This is a genomic window from Amycolatopsis sp. NPDC003731 (assembly GCF_053586895.1).
Window position 1 is genome coordinate 1 of the sequence record NZ_JBSFNC010000173.1, and the last position, 17315, is coordinate 17315.

Consider the following 17315-nt stretch of genomic DNA (forward strand, 5'->3'; position numbering starts at 1 on the left):
AAGGCCGGCAGAACCTGCTGACGGGATTCCGCGACTACTACGGCGACGTCAACCTCCTGCTCGCTCTTTCGCACCGGGGAATGGTGTTCCGCGGCGCCGTCGGCCGTAGTCACAATCAGGCTTCGGGGTGGCGGGGAAAGCCGGCTCACTCGCCGGCTGACCCTCGGCCTCCCAGTAGCTACAGCGACACCACGTTCACCGGCAACGCCGGGTTGGCGCTGAACTCCAACGGCGCCGTCGGGCGCTTCGCCGCCACCACATGCGCGCCCAACGCCGCGATCATCGCACCGTTGTCCGTGCACAACCGCGGCCGAGGCACCCGCAACGAGATCCCCGCCGCCTCACAACGCTCCGCCGCCAGTTCCTTCAACCGGGAATTCGCCGCCACGCCGCCGGAAATCACCATCGTGTCGATCCCCTGCTCCTTCGCCGCGCGGATCGCCTTCGCGGTCAGCACATCGGCCACCGCCTCCTGGAATGACGCCGCGACGTCGTCCACCGGGATGTCCTCGCCGCGCCGTGCAGCGCCCTCGACCCAGCGGGCCACCGCCGTCTTCAAGCCCGAGAAGGAAAAGTCGAACGCAGCATCCCGCGGGCCGGTCATCCCACGCGGGAACGCGATCGCCGCCGGATTCCCGTTCTTGGCCGCCTTGTCGATCGGCGGCCCACCCGGGTACGGCAGGCCCAGCACCCGCGCGACCTTGTCGTACGCCTCCCCCGCCGCGTCGTCCACAGTGGACCCGAGCTCGGTGATCGACGACGCGATGTCGTCGACGCGCAACAACTGCGTGTGCCCGCCGGAGACCAGCAACGCCAGGCACGGCGTCGGCAACGGGCCGTGCTGCAACGTGTCCACCGCGATGTGCCCAGCCAGGTGGTTGACGCCGTACAGCGGCACGTCCAGCGCCGTCGCGTACGCCTTGGCCGCCGAGACGCCGACCAGCAGCGCGCCCGCCAGGCCCGGCCCGGCCGTCACCGCGATCGCGTCCACATCGGACATCGACAGCCCGGCCGTGGCGAACGCCCGCTCGGTCGTCGGGACCATCGCCTCCAGGTGCGCGCGGCTGGCGACCTCGGGCACCACGCCACCGAACCGCGCGTGCTGCTCCACGCTGGAGGCCACCTCGTCGGCCAGCAGCTCGACCGTGCCGTCGTCGTGCAGGCGGACCAGGCCGACGCCGGTCTCGTCGCACGAGCTCTCGATGCCCATGATGATGCGTGCCATCAGCCCGCCACCCCGTCTCGCGTCCGCGCCGGGCGGACCATCGTGTACGCGTCGGCACCGGAAGGCTGGTAGTAGCGCTTCCGGATGCCGAGCCGTTCGAAGCCGTGGCGCTCGTACAGGCCGAGCGCGGTCGTGTTGTCCGTGCGGACCTCGAGGAACACCGGTGCCTCGAACTCGTCGGCCCGCGCCAGCAGCGCCTGCAGCAGCGCCTTGCCGATGCCCTGGCCCTGGTGCTCGGGCGCGACGCCGATGGTGTGCACGGTCGCCTCGTATTCGCCGCGGCGGCGCCCGACGACGGCCAGACCGGCGTACCCGAGCAGCTCGTCGCCCTCGTCCGGGCGGGCGGCCAGGTAGAAGTTGCCCGCGTCCAGCTCCGAGTGGAAGGCGCGGGCGCTCCACGGGTCGTCGCCGGGGAACAGGATCTTCTCGATCTCCACGCACCGGGCGATGTCCATGCGGCGCAGCGGCTCGAGTCTCACGGAGCGGTCACCCGTTTCGGCGCCGCGGGCTCGGCGGCGTCGGGGCGCCGCAGGTACAACGGCGTCAGCGGGCCCGGCGGCTCCTTCGCCAGCAACGCGGCCTGCGCGACCTTCACCAGCCCGGCGGGCGACGGGAAGCGCGGCTCGACCGGCCGGACGCCGAGCGCGTCCGCGTACAGCAGAGCACCGTCGCCGGCCGCCACCTCGATGTCCGTGCCGAGGTCGGCGGGCCGCTGGACGTGCGGGCCGTCGGTGCGGCGCCCCTGCGCGTCGTAGGCGGCCCAGTAGACCTCGCGGCGCCGGGCGTCGGTCAGCACGAGGAAAGCGTTGTCCCCCGGCGGGACGTCGGCGGCCAGCGCGTCCAGGCTGCAGACCGGGTACACCGGGATGCCGAGCGCGTAGCCGAGCGCGGCGGCGGTGGCCATCCCGGCGCGCAGGCCGGTGAACGGCCCCGGCCCGACGCCGGAGACGATCGCGTCGAGGTCCTTGAGGGTCACGCCCGCGGCTTCGGCGGCAGCCAGCGCGTGCGGCGTGATCAGCTCTCCGTGGGCGCGGGGGTCGACCGTGACACGGTCACCGCGCGTCTCGACCAAGCCGCCGTCCAGCGCGACGACGCCCGCGGTGACCGCCGGGGTCGAGGTATCGATCGCCAGTACCAACACGGTGTCCCAGCCTACGACCAGCGCCTTCGGCCGCTTGCTGCAGGGGACGGATCGGCACGGTAACGTGCGGATGGAGTCCGACACTGGGAGGTCCCCGCGGTGCCCGACCCGTTGTTCCCCACGCTCGTCGCCGGTGCCGCGAAGGAAGCCTTGCGCTTCGGCGACCACGCCCTGACCTACGACGATCTCGCCGCCGTCGCCGGCGGTCTCGCCCGCGACCTGCCGGACGGCCGGATCGCGGTGTGGGCGACGCCGACCCTGCACACGAGCGTCGCGGTCGTCGCCGCGCTGCTCGCCGGGGTGCCCGCGGTGCCGCTCAACCCGAAGATCGGCGAACGCGAGCTCGCCCACATCCTCGCCGACAGCGAACCGGCGCTCGTCCTGGCCGAACCCGGCGTGGAGCTGCCGTCCGGCCTGTCCGCACTGCCCCGGCAGGACATCCCGCTGACCGGCGGGGAAGCGCCGATCGCGGACGAACCGGACGCCGAGTCGCCCGCGCTGATCGTCTACACCTCGGGCACCACCGGGCCGCCGAAGGGCGTCGTGCTCCCCCGGCGCGCGCTCGCAACCACGTTGGACGCCCTGGAGGACGCCTGGGGCTGGACGGCCGACGACGTCCTCGTGCACGCGCTTCCCCTCTTCCACGTGCACGGGCTGATCCTCGGCATCCTCGGCCCGCTGCGCCGCGGCGGTTCGGTGCGCCACCTCGGCCGGTTCTCCACCGAGGGCGTCGCACGCGAGCTGGCGAACGGCGCCACGATGATGTTCGGCGTCCCGACCATGTACCACCGGATCGCCGGCGAGGTCGGCTCCGACGCCGCGCTGGCCGAAGCGCTCCGGAAGGCGCGGCTCCTGGTTTCCGGGTCCGCGGCGCTGCCGGTGCACGACCACCAGCGGATCACCGCGGCGACCGGCCAGCAGGTCGTCGAGCGCTACGGCATGACCGAGACGCTGATGAACACCAGCGTCCGCGCGGACGGCGAGCGCAAGCCCGGCACCGTCGGCGTGCCGCTGCGGGGGGTCGAGCTGCGGCTGGTCGGCGACGCCGGCGAGGTGCTCGACGACGTCGAGAGCGTCGGCGAGATCCAGGTCCGCGGCCCGAACCTGTTCACCGGGTACCTCAACCGGCCGGACGCGACCGCGGCCGCGTTCGACGGCGGATGGTTCCGCACCGGCGACATGGCCACGCGCGACGCCGACGGGTACGTGAAGATCGTCGGGCGCAAGGCCACCGACCTGATCAAGAGCGGTGGCTACAAGATCGGCGCGGGCGAGATCGAGAACGCGCTGCTCGAGCACCCCGGCGTCGCCGAAGCGGCGGTCACCGGCGAGCCGGACGACGACCTCGGTGAGCGGATCGTCGCGTGGATCGTGCCCTCGGGCGAGCCTCCGGCGGCCGAGGAGCTCGCCGACCACGTCGCGAAGCTGCTCGCGCCGCACAAGCGCCCGCGGGTGGTCCGGTACCTGGATGCGTTGCCGCGCAACGACATGGGCAAGGTCATAAAGCGGGCCCTCGGTGCCTAGGCTGCCGGCGCGCGAGGTCGTCGGCGCGATCGCGAACGGGTTCACGGAGTTCGCCACGCCGCTGCGCGAAGAACCCGCCGACGGCCCGATCGGCTGGCCGGGCTACCGGGAAGCGCGTTCCGCCGCGGAAGACCGCACCGGCGAGAAGGAGTCGGTCGTCTGCGGGACGGCGAAGATCGGCGACGTCGAAGCCGTGCTGATCGCCTTCGAGTTCGGGTTCCTCGGCGGCTCGCTCGGGCAGCGCACGGGCGACCGGATCGAGGCCGCGTTCGCGCACGCCCGCGACGTGCGGCTGCCGGTGGTGTCGCTGATCGCGACCGGTGGCAGCCGCATGCAGCAGGGCATGCGCGCGTTGATGCAGCTGCAGCGGGTGGCGCGGGCGTCGGCCCTGACGCGCTCGGTGGGCATCCCGCAGATCTCGGTGCTGCGCGACCCGACGACCGGCGGCGGCTGGGCGACGCTCGGCGCGGGCGCCGACGTCGTCCTCGCGCTGCCGGAGGCGCAGGTCGGCTTCGCGGGCTCGCGGGTGCGGCCGCCGGGCTCGCCGGAGGCGTACACCGCGGAGGCGCACCTCGGCTGGGGTCAGGTCGACGCCGTCGTGGCGCCGGAGGACCTCGGCGTGACGCTGGAGCGGTGGCTGCGGCTGCTGACCGCGCGGTCCTCGGCCGCGGCACCGCCGCCCACCGCGCTGCGGCCCGCTCCGCTTCCGGAGACGGGCTGGGAGGCGGTTCAGGCGGCGCGTTCGCCGGAACGGGCCCGGGCGGCCGAATACCTCGACGCCTACTTCGACTGGCGGGAGGACATCAGCGGCGACCGCGTCGGCGGCGCGGACCCGGGTGTCGCGTGCGGCTTCGGCTGGCGCGACGGCCGGACGGTCGCCTACGCGGCCCAGTGCGGCACGCCGACGTTGCCGTCCGGCTTCCGGACGGCGGCCCGGCTGGTGCGGCTGGCGTCCCGCCTGGGCATCCCGGTGCTGACGCTGGTCGACACCCCGGGCGCGGCGAACGACGCGGCGGCCGAGCAGGCGGGCGTGGGCGGCGCGATCGCGGAGCTGTTCCGGGCGGTGGCGACGGCCTCGGTCCCGGTGACGACCCTGGTGATCGGCGAAGGCGGCTCGGGCGGCGCACTGGCCTTCGCCGCGGCGGGTTCGACGTGGGTGGCGCCGGACGCGTACTTCTCGGTGACGTCCCCGGAAGCCGCGGCGGCGATCCTCAAGCGCCCGCCCGAAGAGGTGCCGGACATCGCCAACCAGCTGCACCTGCGACCCCAGGACCTCGTGGACTTGGGCGTCGCGCGCGCGGTCGTGAGTGTCGAAGGGGGTTAGCACCCGCGTCGATCCGTGGTTGGATCTTGCGATGGGGTATCGACTCAACAGGCGGGCGGCGTTCGGTTTGGGGACCGCCGTCGCCGCCGGAAGCATTCTGGCCGGCTCTCCCGCGTCCGCGCAGGAAGCGGACATCGAGGCCAGCCCGGCCACACCGGACCGGGCCAGGCAGAAGGTGAAGCGCGTCTACGACGCCGCGGCGGCCGAGGCGGGCGGCATCTGGAACTCCTACATCAGCGTGGCCGGCCAAGCGGCCGTGGACGTGGCGTCCGACGAGGTCGTCGAGGCGTACAGCGTCAACAAGGTGGCCGTCGCGGTCACCTTGATGGACAAGATCGACCGCGGTCTGCTCACCCTGGACCAGCAGGTCCAGGTGCCGGAGAGCATCGTCGTGCCGGGTGGTGACGGCATCATCATCCTGGACAAGGCGTACCCGAGCGCGTTCACGCTGGGCCACGTCCTGTCGCTGTTCCTCACGGTTTCGGACGACACGTGCGTCCGGCTGGTGGGGCTCGTGGTCCCGGCGGCCGAGATCAACCAGATCCTGGTGGCCAAGGGCTTCCCCAAGACCCAGGTGACGCCGGTGGCCAACCCGAACCGCTACTTCCTCGGCCAGACCACGCCGCGCGAGACCCACGACCTGCTGCAGGCGCTGGTCGCGGGCACCCTGCTGAGCGCGGCGTCGACGGACTACCTGCTGTCCATCCTGCGGTCGCAGGTGGCGTTCACCGACGGGATCCGCCGGGAGATGTCGTCCGTGGACCGGGCGAGGATCGCCACGAAGGCGGGCTGGCTGAACGACGGCCGCAACGAGGCCGGGATCATGTTCGACGCCGCGGGCAAGCCGGTGCTGACCTACTCGATGTTCGCGCACGGCCAGGCGAACCCGGAGGACTTCGGGGCCACGCACCCGGTCCGGCAGGCCACCGCGAAGATGGGGCCGAAGTTCCTGCACGCCGTCGACAAGATCGCGGGCGCCGGCGCCCGGACGTTCCGGGCCCCGGCCTACCAGCAGTACAACGGCGGCTGAGCGCAGGGACCTGGTGCGGACCTACGCCCGCACCAGGTCCGGAACCCGGTCGGCCCAGGTGCCGTGCGGTTCGAGCGTCACCTCGCGGACGTCGTCCTCGCGGCGGTCCAGGCGCACCACCAGGTAGTCCTCCGACAGGCGCTCCGCCGAACCCTCGCCCCACTCGACCACGATCGCCGAGCGCTCGAGGTCGGTGTCCAGGTCCAGGTCGTCCAGCTGGGACAGGTCGCCGCCGAGGCGGTAAGCGTCCACGTGCACCAGCGGCACGCCCGAAGCGCCCGCCGGGTGGACGCGGGCCAGCACGAACGTCGGGCTGCTCACCCGGCCGCCGACGCCGAGGCCGTCCGCGATGCCGCGGGTCAGCGTCGTCTTGCCCGCGCCGAGCGGGCCGGCCAGCAGGACCAGGTCGCCCGCGCGCAGCACGCGGCCGAGCGCGCGCCCGAAGTCCATCGTGTCGTCGGGGGTCGGGAACACGAAACTCAACGCTGCCACCACCAGGTTCGCCGGGACGAGGATTCGCCGTCCACACCGGAACAGCGTTGCAGGAGATCGATCAGATGGCTGTTCACCAGCTCGGGCTGCTCGAGCTGGACCATGTGGCCGGCGCCGCGGACGCGGACCAGCTCCGCGTCGGGCAGCTCGGCCGCGATCCGCTCGGCGTGCGCGAACGGCGTGAACCGGTCCGAGTCGCCGCCGATGACCAGCACTTCCGCGTGCTTCAGGCCGGCCAGGGCCGCGTAGCGGTTGTGGCTGCCGAGCGTGTCGACGAAGTTGACGAGTCCCCGCACCGGCGTCACTTCCAGCATCTCGAGCATGAAGTCGACGAGCCGGGGCGCGACGTCGCGGCTGCCGAACGCCAGCCGCCGCACGGCCTGCCGCGTCAACTGGCCGCCGGCCGCGCGGACGAACTCCACCAGCCCCGGCTGCCAGCCCGCGAGGCCACCGGCGGCGCGTGTCAGCGGGTTGTACTTCGAGAGCAGCGAACGCGGCAACCCGCGTGCCCCGACTTCGCCCGCCGCCGTCGCGATGAAGGCGACCCCGCACACGCGGTCTTCGAACAGCTCGGGGAACTCGGCGGCCAGCTCCATGATGACCATGCCGCCCATCGAGTGCCCCATCAGCACGATGGGCCCCTCGGGCACCACGGACCGCAGCACGCAGTCGAGGTCGCGCGCCAGCTGTTCGATGGTCGACGTCTCGGCCGAAGCCGCGCCGGACAGGCCGTGGCCGCGGTGGTCGTAGTACACCTGACGCACGTGCGGCAGCCGCAGCTTCGCCAGGTCGCGACGCTGGAAGTGCCAGCAGCGCCGCGAAAGCGCGAAGCCGTGCACTCCCACGACGGTCAGTTCCGGTTCGCCGCCGTCCTCCGGGTCGATCTCCTCGACCGAAAGCGGCGTGCCGTCCTCGGCCGCGACCGTCGAAGTGCGGTCGGGCTTCAGCTCCCCCAGCGGCTCGTCCACGTATGGATCCTCACTGTGCCGCCGCTGCTGCGCGGCGACGATAGCGGCGGCGGCGGTGCCGGTGGCCAGGGCCCCGACTCCGCCGGCGATGGCCAGCAGTCGTCGTGAAGGTGTCACCCGCGTTCCCCCAGATACCGGCGCCGCACTCGCGGGCGGTACATCGAGGTGACGATCTCGTAGTCGATGGTGCCCAGCTTGTCGGCCCATTCCCGGGCGGTCGGCTCACCGTGCGTCCCGGCGCCGAACAGGACAACCTCGTCGCCGACGGCCGGTTCGTAGTCGCCGCAGTCGACCACCAGCTGGTCCATGCAGACCCGCCCGGCGACCGGCCGCCGCTGCCCACCGAGCCAGACGTCCATCCGTCCGGACAACGACCGCGGGACACCGTCGGCGTACCCGGCCGGGACGAGCGCCAGGTTCGTGTCCCGCTCGGCGGTCCAGGTGTGCCCGTAGGACACCGATTCGCCGGCTTCGATCCGCTTGACCAGGGCGACCGCGGAGCGGAACGTCATGGCCGGGCGCAGGTCTTCCGGCTGGGGCACCGGGTTGAGCCCGTACATCGCGATGCCGGGCCGGACGACGTCGAAGTGCAGGTCGGGCCGGGTGAGCAGGGCCGCGGAGTTCGCCAGGTGCCGCATCGGGTCGAGCCCGGCCGCGCGGGCGGCGTCGTAGGCGTCGGCGAAGCGCTTGGCCTGCTGGTCGGTGGCCGGGTGGTCCGGCTCGTCCGCGCACGCGAGGTGGGACCAGATCGCGACGACCTCGACCCGCGGTTCGGCGGCCGCCGCTTCGACCAGTTCGGCCCACGCGGCGGGCGGGCAGCCGTTGCGCGAGAGCCCGGTGTCGATTTTGAGGTGCACACGGGCCCGGGTACCCGGTTTCGCGGCCGCGGCGATGCGGCGAAGCTCACCCAGCGAACTGGCGGCGAGGTCGACGTCGTTTTCGATGCCCGCCGCGAAGTCGATGTCCGGGGTGTCCAGCCAGCTGAACAGCCGGGTCCCGATGCCGGCTTCGCGGAGGGCGAGGGCTTCGCCGAGCGAGCAGGTGCCCAGCCAGGACGCGCCGGCCTCGACCGCGGCGCGCGCCACCGGCAGCGCGCCGTGGCCGTAGGCGTCGGCCTTCACCACGGCCATCACCTGGGCGCCGGGCGCGCGGGCGCCCAGCAGGGTGAGGTTGTGGCGGATCGCGTCGAGGTCGATGTCGACCTGGGCCCGCGGGAAACTGGAAGACATAGCGCCTTCCAGTTTCCCATGTCCCGAGGTCAGGGCAGGCGCGCCCCGGACGTGGCGGAGAACACGTGCAGCTCGTCCGGCCGGATCCGCAGGTGGACGGTGTCGCCCATGGCCGGCGGCGTGCGCGGGTCGACGCGGGCGACGATGTTGGACTTCGTGCCCTCGGCGTCGGTCTCGGCCAGCTTGCCGTAGACGTACGCGTCCGAGCCGAGCTCCTCGACCAGGTCCACCTTGATCGGCACCGAGTCGGCGCCTTCGCTGACCACCTCGAGGGACTCCGGCCGGAAGCCGAGGGTCACCGTGTCGCCGTCGGCCGCGGCGATGACCTCGCGGGTCAGGGCCACGCTGCCGCCGCCCAGCTCGGCGCCGTCCGCCGTCAGCTTCGCGGTCACCAGGTTCATCGCCGGCGAGCCGATGAAGCCCGCGACGAAAGCGTTTGCGGGCTTGTCGTACAGCGCGCGCGGGGTGTCGCACTGCTGCAGCAGGCCGTCCGACAGCACGGCGACGCGGTCACCCATCGTCATGGCCTCGACCTGGTCGTGCGTGACGTACACGGTCGTGACGCCGAGGCGGCGCTGGAGCGCGGCGATCTGCGTACGCGTCGACACGCGCAGCTTGGCGTCGAGGTTCGACAGCGGCTCGTCCATCAGGAACACCTGCGGCTCACGCACGATCGCGCGGCCCATCGCGACGCGCTGGCGCTGACCACCGGAGAGCGCCTTCGGCTTGCGGTCGAGGTACTGCTCGATGTCCAGCAGCTTCGCGGCCTCGAGGACCTTCTGCTTGATCTCGGACGCGGGCCGCCCGGCGATCTTCAGCGCGAAGCCCATGTTCTGCGCGACCGTCATGTGCGGGTACAGCGCGTAGTTCTGGAACACCATCGCGATGTCGCGCGAGCGCGGCGGCAGCTGGGTGACGTCGCGGTCGCCGATCCAGACGGCGCCGTCGTCGATGTCCTCGAGGCCGGCCAGCATGCGCAGGCTGGTCGACTTGCCGCAGCCGGACGGGCCGACCAGCACGAGGAACTCGCCGTCGGCGATCTCCAGGTCCAGCGCGTCGACGGCGGGCCGCTCGGCACCCGGGTAGCGGCGGGTGGCCTTGTCGTAGGTGATGGAAGCCATCGGTCAGTCCTCTCCGAGATTCCGCCGGACCCCGTAAGCCGCTTCGCGGGCTTCGAGGTGGCGCTGCTGGATCCGGTGGCCCGCGGCGCGCTGCGCCTCGGTCGGCTCGTCCAGCTCGAGCCGGAGCTTCTGGTTCTCCTGCCAGGACGGGGGTTCCGCACTGGAAGCCAGCGCCCACGCCGCCTGCCGGGCCGCGCCGAGCGCGACGTACTCGGCGACTTCGGGCAGCTGCACGGGCACCCCGAAGACCAGCGGCGCGACCGCGCGGACGGCCCGCGACTGCGCGCCCCCGCCGATCAGCAGCACGCGCTGGACGTCGAGACCGTGCGCGCGCACCGCGTCGAGCCCGGCGGCGAGGCCGCAGAGCATGCCTTCGACGGCACTGCGCGCGAGGTTCTCCGGGGTCATGTTGTCCCGCGTCAGCCCGGCCAGGGAGCCGGTCGCGCCGGGCAGGTTCGGGGTGCGCTCGCCGTCCAGGTACGGCAGGAAGGTCAGCCCGCCGGCGCCGGGCTCGGCGGTCAGGGCGAGGCGGTCGAACTCGCTGAGCGTCGCGCCGAGCATCGCGGCCGTCGCGGTGAGGACGCGGGCGGCGTTGAGGGTGCAGGCGAGCGGGAGGAAGCGGCCGGTGGCGTCGGCGAACCCGGCGACCTCGCCGCTGACGTCGGCCGCGCCGGTCTCGGCGACGCCGAACACGGTGCCGCTGGTGCCGAGCGAGACGACGGCGTCACCGGGCTTGAGCTCCAGCCCCAGCGCGGCGGCCATGTTGTCGCCGGTGCCGGCGGACACCAGGACGCCGTCCGGGGTGTGGCCGGCGCTGTCGGCCGGGCCGAGCACGGTGGGCAGCTCCGGCGTCCGGCCGCCGAAGGCGTGGCTCAGGACGTCGAGGCGGTAGGCGTTGTCGGTCGGCGAGAAGTAGCCGGTGCCGGAGGCGTCGCCGCGGTCGGTGACCGGGTCGCCGCCGGTGAGCTTCCAGGTCAGCCAGTCGTGCGGCAGCAGCACGCGCGCCACGCGGTCGGCGAGCTTCGGCTCGTTTTCGGCCAGCCAGCGCAGCTTCGTGACGGTGAAGCTGGCGACCGGCACCGAGCCGACGGACTTCGCCCAGGCCGAAGGCCCGCCGAGCTCTTCGATCAGGTCGAGCGCCGCCTGCGCGGAGCGGGTGTCGTTCCAGAGGAGCGCGGGCCGGACCACGTCGTCGTTTTCGTCGAGGGTGACCATGCCGTGCTGCTGGCCGCCGACGCCGATGGCCCGGACGCCGTCGAGCACGCCGTTCGTGGCTTCCCGGAAGGCGTCCCACCAGGCGGCGGGGTCGACCTCGGTGCCGTCGGGGTGCGGCGCGCGGCCGGTGCGGACGATCTCGCCGGTTTGCGCGTCGCACACGACGACCTTGGTCGACTGGGTGGACGAGTCGATGCCGGCGACCAGTTCAGCTGTCATAGGGCTGCCCCTCTGCGACGTGTTCGACGATCTCGATCGCGGTGCCCGCGTTGAGCGCGGCCTCGATCTCCTCGGTGGGCGTGGCTTGGCCCGTGATCAGCAGGTCGTAGTCGCCGACGTCGCCGTGCGCGTAGGTGGCGGTGCGGCCGAACTTCGAGTGGTCGACGACGAGGACGGTCTGGTTCGCGACCTTCAGCGCGGCCTTCTTCAGCTCGGCGTAGTCGCGGTCGGGGTGGAAGAGGCGCCCGACGGCGACGGCCGTGACCGAGACGAACGAGACGTCCGCGCGGATCGAGTCGAGCAGGTTCAGGACCTCGGGGCCGGCGCAGGAGTCGTACTCGTGGCTGTAGCGGCCGCCGGCGAGGACGACTTCAACCTTGGGGCCGAGCAGGCGGGCGGCGTGCAGCGAGTTGGTTACGACGGTGAGGGCGTCGATCTCGGCGAGCCGCTTGACCAGCGGGAGGAGGGTCGTGGAGTCGTCGACGAAGACGGTCTGGCCGGGCTGCACGTGGTTCGCGGCGGCCTGGCCGAGGGCTTCCTTCTCGCCGTGGTGGAGCGTGTCGCGGAAGCGGGCGGCGGACTCGATGGTGAGCGCCGGGTAGGCCTCGACCTTGCCGCGCAGCTTGCGCAGGAGCCGGCGTTCGGCCAGGTCGTCCAGGTCGCGGTGGATGGTCATCAGGCTGACCTTGAACTTCGACGTCAGGTCGTCGATCCGGGCTTCACCCTGCTCGATGACGTGGTCGAGGATGTCCTGCCGCCGCTGCTCGACGACGGCATCGGACGGCCGGGTCTTCCGGTCTCCGGGTGCTCCTGTGCCGCCGCTCACACGGACTTCTTACCAGATTTATCGCGCGAAGTTAACAGAGAACTCGATAAGTCTTCTCAGGACGTTAGCGAGCGAATGGCCCGGATGGCCTCCGGGATCGCGTGGACCAGGCCGGACGCCGAGGTCGGGGCGTTCTGGGCGGCGATCGCGCCCGCCAGCGAGTGCACGTTCGCCGCGGCGGCCGCGGCCAGCCAGGGGTCCAGCCCCGCCGCCAGGAGCGCACCGACCAGGCCGGACAGGACGTCACCGGAGCCCGCCGTGGCCAGCCAGGCGCCGCGCGGGGTGTTGACAGCGACCCGGCCGTCCGGGGCGGCGATCACCGTGCAGTGGCCCTTCAGCAGCACCACCGCGTCGTACTTCTTCGCCGCTTCGCGCGCCGCCGTCACGCGGTCCGCGCCGGGCTTCCGGCCCATCAGGCGCTCGTACTCGCCCGCGTGCGGGGTCAGGACCAGCGGGGTGTCCGGGTCGCGGGCGTCCAGGACGTCCGGGGACTTCGCGATGATCGTCGTCGCGTCGGCGTCCGCGCAGACCGGGACGCCCTGGCCGAGGACGTGGCGGAGCACGTCCCGGCCCTCCGCGCCGGTGCCGATGCCCGGCCCGACCACCCACGCCTGGACCCGGCCCGCGTCGGCGACCGTGCCGGTGGCGATGACCTCCGGCCACTGCGCGCGGACGACGTCCGCCGCGTGGCCCGCGTAGCGCACGAGACCCGAGGTCGCGCGGACGGCCGAGCCCGCGGCCAGCACCGCCGCGCCCGGGTACGTCGCCGAGCCCGCCGCGACGCCGACCACGCCCTGGCTGTACTTGTCGTCCTCCGGCCCGGGCACCGGCCAGGCCGCGGCGACGTCGACGATGTCGAGGCGCCGGAGATCGGGATTGGCCAGGTCGAGGCCGATGTCGACGAGGACGACCTCGCCACAGTGGGCGGGCGCGAGCGCGTGGACCGGCTTGAGCGCTCCGAAGGTCACCGTGCGGGTGGCTTTGACGGCGGGGCCGTCGACCGCGCCGGTGTCCGGGTCGACACCGCTGGGCAGGTCGACCGCGACGATCGGGGCCTCGACCAGATCGACCAGCCGGGCCGCGTCGGGACGCAGGGGGCCGCGGCCGGAGATGCCGACGATCCCGTCGACCACGACGTCCGCTTTGGCGATCCACTGTGGACCGTCCGCGGCGGACACCGCGCGGCCGCCCGCACGCTTGAGCGCCCCGAGGCCTTTTGCGTGCGCTTTCTCGGGCTTGAGCAGGATCGCCGTGACCGCGACCCCGCGGCGGCGCAGGAACGCCCCCGCCCAGAGCGCGTCGCCGCCGTTGTCGCCGGAGCCGGCCAGCAGGACGATCCGGCGGCCGGAAACGCCGCCGGTGTGGTCCTCCAGGAGGTCCGCGATCTGCACCGCGAGCCCGAACGACGCCCGCCGCATCAGCTCGCCCTCGGGCGTGACGGCGAACGCCCGCCCCTCCGCCTCGCGAATCCGTTCCGTGGTCCAGATTCCCTGCACGGCGGGGCCTCCGCTTACTCGACTGTGACGGACTTCGCCAGGTTACGCGGCTTGTCGACGTCGTACCCGCGGGTGCGGGCGATCTCCGCGGCGAGCACCTGCAGCGGCACGGTGGACACCAGCGGCTGGAGCAGCGTCGGCACCGCGGGGACCTCGATGAGCTCGTCGGCGAACGGCCGGACCGTCTCGTCACCCTCTTCGGCGATCACGATCGTGCGGGCACCGCGCGCCTGGATCTCGCTGATGTTCGACACGAGCTTCGAGTGCAGCACCGCGCGCCCCTTGGGCGAGGGCATCACGACGACGACCGGCAAGCCGTCCTCGATCAGCGCGATCGGGCCGTGCTTGAGCTCGCCGGCCGCGAAGCCCTCGGCGTGCATGTACGCGAGTTCCTTGAGCTTCAGCGCACCTTCGAGGGCGACCGGGAAACCGACGTGGCGGCCGAGGAAGAGGACGGCCTTGGAGTCGGCGATACGGCGGCCGAGATCGCGCACCTGCTCCACAGTGGACAGTACCTTTTGGACGGCCGCGGGCATGGCCTCCAGCTCGGCGAACTCGCGCGCGACCTCGTCCGGGTACTTCGTGCCGCGGGCCTGCGCGAGCGCCAGGCCGACCAGGTAGTTGGCCGCGATCTGGGCGAGGAACGCCTTGGTCGAGGCGACGCCGATCTCGGGCCCGGCGTGGGTGTAGAGGACGGCGTCGGACTCGCGCGGGATCTGCGCGCCGTTGGTGTTGCAGACGGCCAGGACGCGGGCCTTCTGCTCCCGCGCGTGCCGGACGGCTTCGAGCGTGTCCGCCGTCTCGCCGGACTGGGAGACGGCGACGACGAGCGTGTCGCGGTCGAGGACCGGGTCGCGGTAGCGGAACTCGCTCGCGAGCTCGACCTCGACCGGCAGCCGCGTCCAGTGCTCGATGGCGTACTTGGCGACCAGGCCGGAGTGGTAGGCCGACCCGCAGGCGACGACGAAGACCTTGTCGACGTCGCGGAGGTCCTGGTCGGAGATGCGCTGCTCGTCGAGGATGATCCGGCCGGACTCGAAGTGGCCGCGCAGCGTGTTGGCCAGCGCCTCGGGCTGCTCCTCGATCTCCTTGAGCATGAAGTACTCGTGGCCGCCCTTCTCGGCGGCACTCAGGTCCCAGTCCACGGTGAACGGCTTGGCCTGGGCGGCGTCGCCGTGGAAGTCCAGGACGTCGTAGCCCTCGCGGGTGATCACGACGAGCTGGTCCTGCCCGAGTTCGACGGCCTCGCGGGTGTGCTCGATGAAGGCGGCGACGTCGGAGGCGACGAAGTGCTCGCCGTCCCCGACCCCGACGACCAGCGGCGACGACCGGCGCGCGGCGACGATCGTGTCCGGTTGGTCGGCGTGCGTCACGACCAGGGTGAACGCCCCTTCGAGCCGCCGGCAGACGGCGGCGACGCTGGCGGTGAGATCGCCCTTGGTGTCGCCTTCGGTGTACGCGCGGGCGATGAGGTGCGCGGCGGTCTCGCTGTCGGTGTCGCTGGCCATCTCGACGCCGTCGGCTTCCAGCTCGGCGCGCAGCGCGGCGAAGTTCTCGATGATGCCGTTGTGCACGACGGCGACGCGCTGCGAGGCGTCCCGGTGCGGGTGCGAGTTGCGGTCGATCGGGGCGCCGTGGGTGGCCCAGCGGGTGTGCCCCATGCCGGCGGTGCCGCCGAAGTGCTCGCGGCCGACCTCGTCGAGCCGGGTCTCCAGGTTGGCCAGCCGGCCGGCCTTGCGCTCGACGGTCAGCGCGCCGGCGCCGTCGAGGACCGCGACACCGGCGGAGTCGTAACCGCGGTACTCCATGCGCCGGAGCCCACCGAGGACGACGTCCAGAGCCGGGCGGTGCCCGACATATCCCACGATTCCACACACGCGCACCAGCCTAACGAGGGACATTCAGCGGGTTGACGGGGTGGGCTCACGGCCTCCGACCTGCGGAGATGTGGCCGGGGTGGTTCGAACCAATGCCACGCGCCCGGACGTTCCCGGACGGACGACACGCGTACGTGGGCGGACGACACGCGTACCTGGATGGACGACACGGGGATGCGTGGGTGGGCAGCGGGCGAGCCGGGGGTGGGCTCGCACAGTAGGGTTCCCCGCATGGCCAGCAAGCCCAAGCAGCTGCTCGCGGAGTTGACGCACCCGGGTCCGCACGAGGTCCTGCGGGGCAACCTCGCCCTGGTCGGGCTGCCCGGCGTGGTCTTCACGCCGCGCGCCGGGCTCGGGCTGCCCGCCGTCGCCTTCGGGCACGGGTGGCTGCAGCCGCCCGATCGGTACCGGGAGCTGCTGCGGCACCTCGCCAGCTGGGGCATCGTCGCCGCCGCGCCGGCCACGCAGAAAGGTCCCTTGCCCTCGCACCGGCTGCTCGCCGCCGATCTGCTGACCACGCTCGACGTGGTCACCACCGTGCGGCTCGGGCCGGACGGCATCAGCGTCGATCCCGCCAAGCTCGGCCTCGCCGGGCACTCGACCGGTGGCGGGTCCGCCGTCCTGGCCGCGGCGCAGGAAGCCGAGAGCAAGAAGATCAAGGCCGTCGCCACCATCACCGCGGCTCAGACGCTCCCGCCGGCCACCGAGTCGGCCAAGGCGATCACCGTTCCCGGCCTGCACCTCGCCGCCGAGGACGATCTGGTCGCCCCCGCCGTGGCGCACGCCGAGGCGATCGCCGGGGCCTGGGGTGGCGACGACGTGCAGCTGCGGTTCCTCGGCAAGGCGTCCCACCTGGGCGTCACCGAGGGCCGGCACTGGTCACAGCTGTTCATGCACGGCAAGCCGCACCGCAAGACGCAGCAGCTCACGCGCGCGCTGTTCACCGCCTTCTTCCTGACGCACCTCACCGGCACCGACAAGTACCGGCCGCTGCTCGAGGCGGACGTCAAGCGCGCCCCCATCGAGCGCGAGGAAGAGCCCGCCCACTGACGCAGGCGGGCCCGGGGTCAGACCAGCCAGCTCGTGCTGGAGAAGTCGTCCTCGTCGTCCGGCTGACGCGCGTGCCTCCCCCGCCGGGGCGGTTCGGGCGCGGCCGGGGGTTCCGGCGCCGGTTCCGGGCGCGGCGGGGCCGCCGCGGCCGGGGTTCCGTAGCTCGGCGTCGGGTAGTTCGTGTAGCCGGTGTCCGCCTCTTCGTCGTGGACGCCGAACTCCATCAGCGACTCGCGGGACTTGTCGGCCAGCGTCTTCTCCGTCGCCCAGCCACCCGCGCTCTGCTTGCGCTTGTTGAGCTCGTCCATGTGCTCGGCGTACTTCTGCGCGGCGGCCAGCTCCTGCCGCATGCCCTCGCGCACCTGCTGCTGGGCCTCGGCGAGCCGGCGTTCGCGCAGTCCGCGCTGCTCGTCCTGCTCCCGCGCCGCCGCGTCCATCGTCGAGATCGCCGCGCGATACCGGTCTTCGGCGCTGCTCATCGGCCCTCCATAAGATTGTTGGTGTTCAGGACGGGTTGTCCTGGATGCCCAGGGCGATGGGGTGTGGCTGATCGGTCCTTGCCTTGTGTGGTGGCTTCT

Annotated in this window: 16 protein-coding genes; 4 read left to right on the forward strand and 12 right to left on the reverse strand. The window is 72.7% G+C overall.

What is annotated here, in order from left to right; all coding sequences use genetic code 11:
* Positions 1-178: 178 nt before the first annotated feature.
* Genes tsaD through tsaB form a run of 3 tightly spaced genes read right to left on the reverse strand, consistent with a single transcriptional unit; the run spans position 179 to position 2366 of the window.
* Positions 179-1225 carry a tRNA (adenosine(37)-N6)-threonylcarbamoyltransferase complex transferase subunit TsaD gene (gene tsaD / locus ACWDN5_RS40910; protein ID WP_449680061.1) on the reverse strand — a complete coding sequence of 349 codons (1047 nt, stop codon included), beginning with the start codon at positions 1223-1225 and terminating at the stop codon, positions 179-181.
* On the reverse strand, positions 1225-1704 hold the full coding sequence (gene rimI / locus ACWDN5_RS40915) for a ribosomal protein S18-alanine N-acetyltransferase (RefSeq protein WP_310967618.1): 480 nt from the start codon (positions 1702-1704) through the stop codon (positions 1225-1227). The genes tsaD and rimI overlap by 1 nt, the downstream gene beginning before the upstream one ends.
* The gene (tsaB, locus tag ACWDN5_RS40920; protein WP_310967619.1) at positions 1701-2366 is read right to left on the reverse strand and encodes a tRNA (adenosine(37)-N6)-threonylcarbamoyltransferase complex dimerization subunit type 1 TsaB; all 666 of its coding nucleotides are present in this window, start codon (positions 2364-2366) and stop codon (positions 1701-1703) included. Before tsaB ends, rimI begins: the two co-directional genes overlap by 4 nt.
* 99 nt (positions 2367-2465) lie before the next feature.
* Between tsaB and ACWDN5_RS40925 the strand changes: the two genes are divergently transcribed.
* The 3 genes from ACWDN5_RS40925 (at position 2466) to ACWDN5_RS40935 (ending at position 6244) form a co-directional block, all read left to right on the forward strand.
* A complete protein-coding gene (locus ACWDN5_RS40925) occupies positions 2466-3890 on the forward strand; it encodes an acyl-CoA synthetase (protein WP_449680062.1) in 1425 nt (474 codons plus the stop codon).
* On the forward strand, positions 3883-5214 hold the full coding sequence (locus ACWDN5_RS40930; RefSeq protein ID WP_449680063.1) for a carboxyl transferase domain-containing protein: 1332 nt from the start codon (positions 3883-3885) through the stop codon (positions 5212-5214). Before ACWDN5_RS40925 ends, ACWDN5_RS40930 begins: the two co-directional genes overlap by 8 nt.
* A gap of 67 nt (positions 5215-5281) precedes the next feature.
* The gene (locus ACWDN5_RS40935; protein WP_449680070.1) at positions 5282-6244 is read left to right on the forward strand and encodes a serine hydrolase; all 963 of its coding nucleotides are present in this window, start codon (positions 5282-5284) and stop codon (positions 6242-6244) included.
* Positions 6245-6265: 21 nt separating this feature from the next.
* Here the strand turns inward: ACWDN5_RS40935 and tsaE are convergent, their stop codons facing one another.
* From tsaE to glmS, 8 genes are read right to left on the reverse strand one after another with little or no spacing between them, the layout of a single operon-like run.
* On the reverse strand, positions 6266-6727 hold the full coding sequence (tsaE, locus tag ACWDN5_RS40940; RefSeq protein WP_310967625.1) for a tRNA (adenosine(37)-N6)-threonylcarbamoyltransferase complex ATPase subunit type 1 TsaE: 462 nt from the start codon (positions 6725-6727) through the stop codon (positions 6266-6268).
* Complete coding sequence (locus ACWDN5_RS40945) at positions 6724-7821, reverse strand: alpha/beta fold hydrolase (protein ID WP_449680064.1); 1098 nt, start codon at positions 7819-7821, stop codon at positions 6724-6726. The genes tsaE and ACWDN5_RS40945 overlap by 4 nt, the downstream gene beginning before the upstream one ends.
* Positions 7818-8933, reverse strand: coding sequence for an alanine racemase (gene alr, locus ACWDN5_RS40950; RefSeq protein WP_449680065.1), 1116 nt, complete (start codon positions 8931-8933; stop codon positions 7818-7820). Before alr ends, ACWDN5_RS40945 begins: the two co-directional genes overlap by 4 nt.
* A gap of 29 nt (positions 8934-8962) precedes the next feature.
* On the reverse strand, positions 8963-10054 hold the full coding sequence (locus tag ACWDN5_RS40955; RefSeq protein ID WP_449680066.1) for an ABC transporter ATP-binding protein: 1092 nt from the start codon (positions 10052-10054) through the stop codon (positions 8963-8965).
* 3 nt (positions 10055-10057) lie between these two features.
* Positions 10058-11488, reverse strand: a complete 1431-nt coding sequence (gene xylB, locus ACWDN5_RS40960; protein ID WP_449680067.1) for a xylulokinase — start codon at positions 11486-11488, stop codon at positions 10058-10060.
* Positions 11478-12314: a DeoR/GlpR family DNA-binding transcription regulator gene (locus ACWDN5_RS40965; protein ID WP_310967633.1), complete on the reverse strand. Its 837-nt coding sequence runs from the start codon at positions 12312-12314 to the stop codon at positions 11478-11480. Before ACWDN5_RS40965 ends, xylB begins: the two co-directional genes overlap by 11 nt.
* A gap of 56 nt (positions 12315-12370) precedes the next feature.
* The gene (locus ACWDN5_RS40970) at positions 12371-13810 is read right to left on the reverse strand and encodes an NAD(P)H-hydrate dehydratase (RefSeq protein WP_449680068.1); all 1440 of its coding nucleotides are present in this window, start codon (positions 13808-13810) and stop codon (positions 12371-12373) included.
* Positions 13811-13824: 14 nt separating this feature from the next.
* Entirely contained in the window at positions 13825-15687 is a 1863-nt protein-coding gene (glmS, locus tag ACWDN5_RS40975) for a glutamine--fructose-6-phosphate transaminase (isomerizing) (RefSeq protein WP_310967635.1), read from the reverse strand.
* A gap of 231 nt (positions 15688-15918) precedes the next feature.
* On the opposite strand from glmS, the gene ACWDN5_RS40980 reads away from it, so the two are divergent.
* Positions 15919-16737 carry a dienelactone hydrolase family protein gene (locus ACWDN5_RS40980; RefSeq protein ID WP_449680069.1) on the forward strand — a complete coding sequence of 273 codons (819 nt, stop codon included), beginning with the start codon at positions 15919-15921 and terminating at the stop codon, positions 16735-16737.
* 17 nt (positions 16738-16754) lie between these two features.
* Here the strand turns inward: ACWDN5_RS40980 and ACWDN5_RS40985 are convergent, their stop codons facing one another.
* Entirely contained in the window at positions 16755-17216 is a 462-nt protein-coding gene (locus ACWDN5_RS40985; protein ID WP_310967638.1) for a hypothetical protein, read from the reverse strand.
* Positions 17217-17315: the final 99 nt, after the last annotated feature.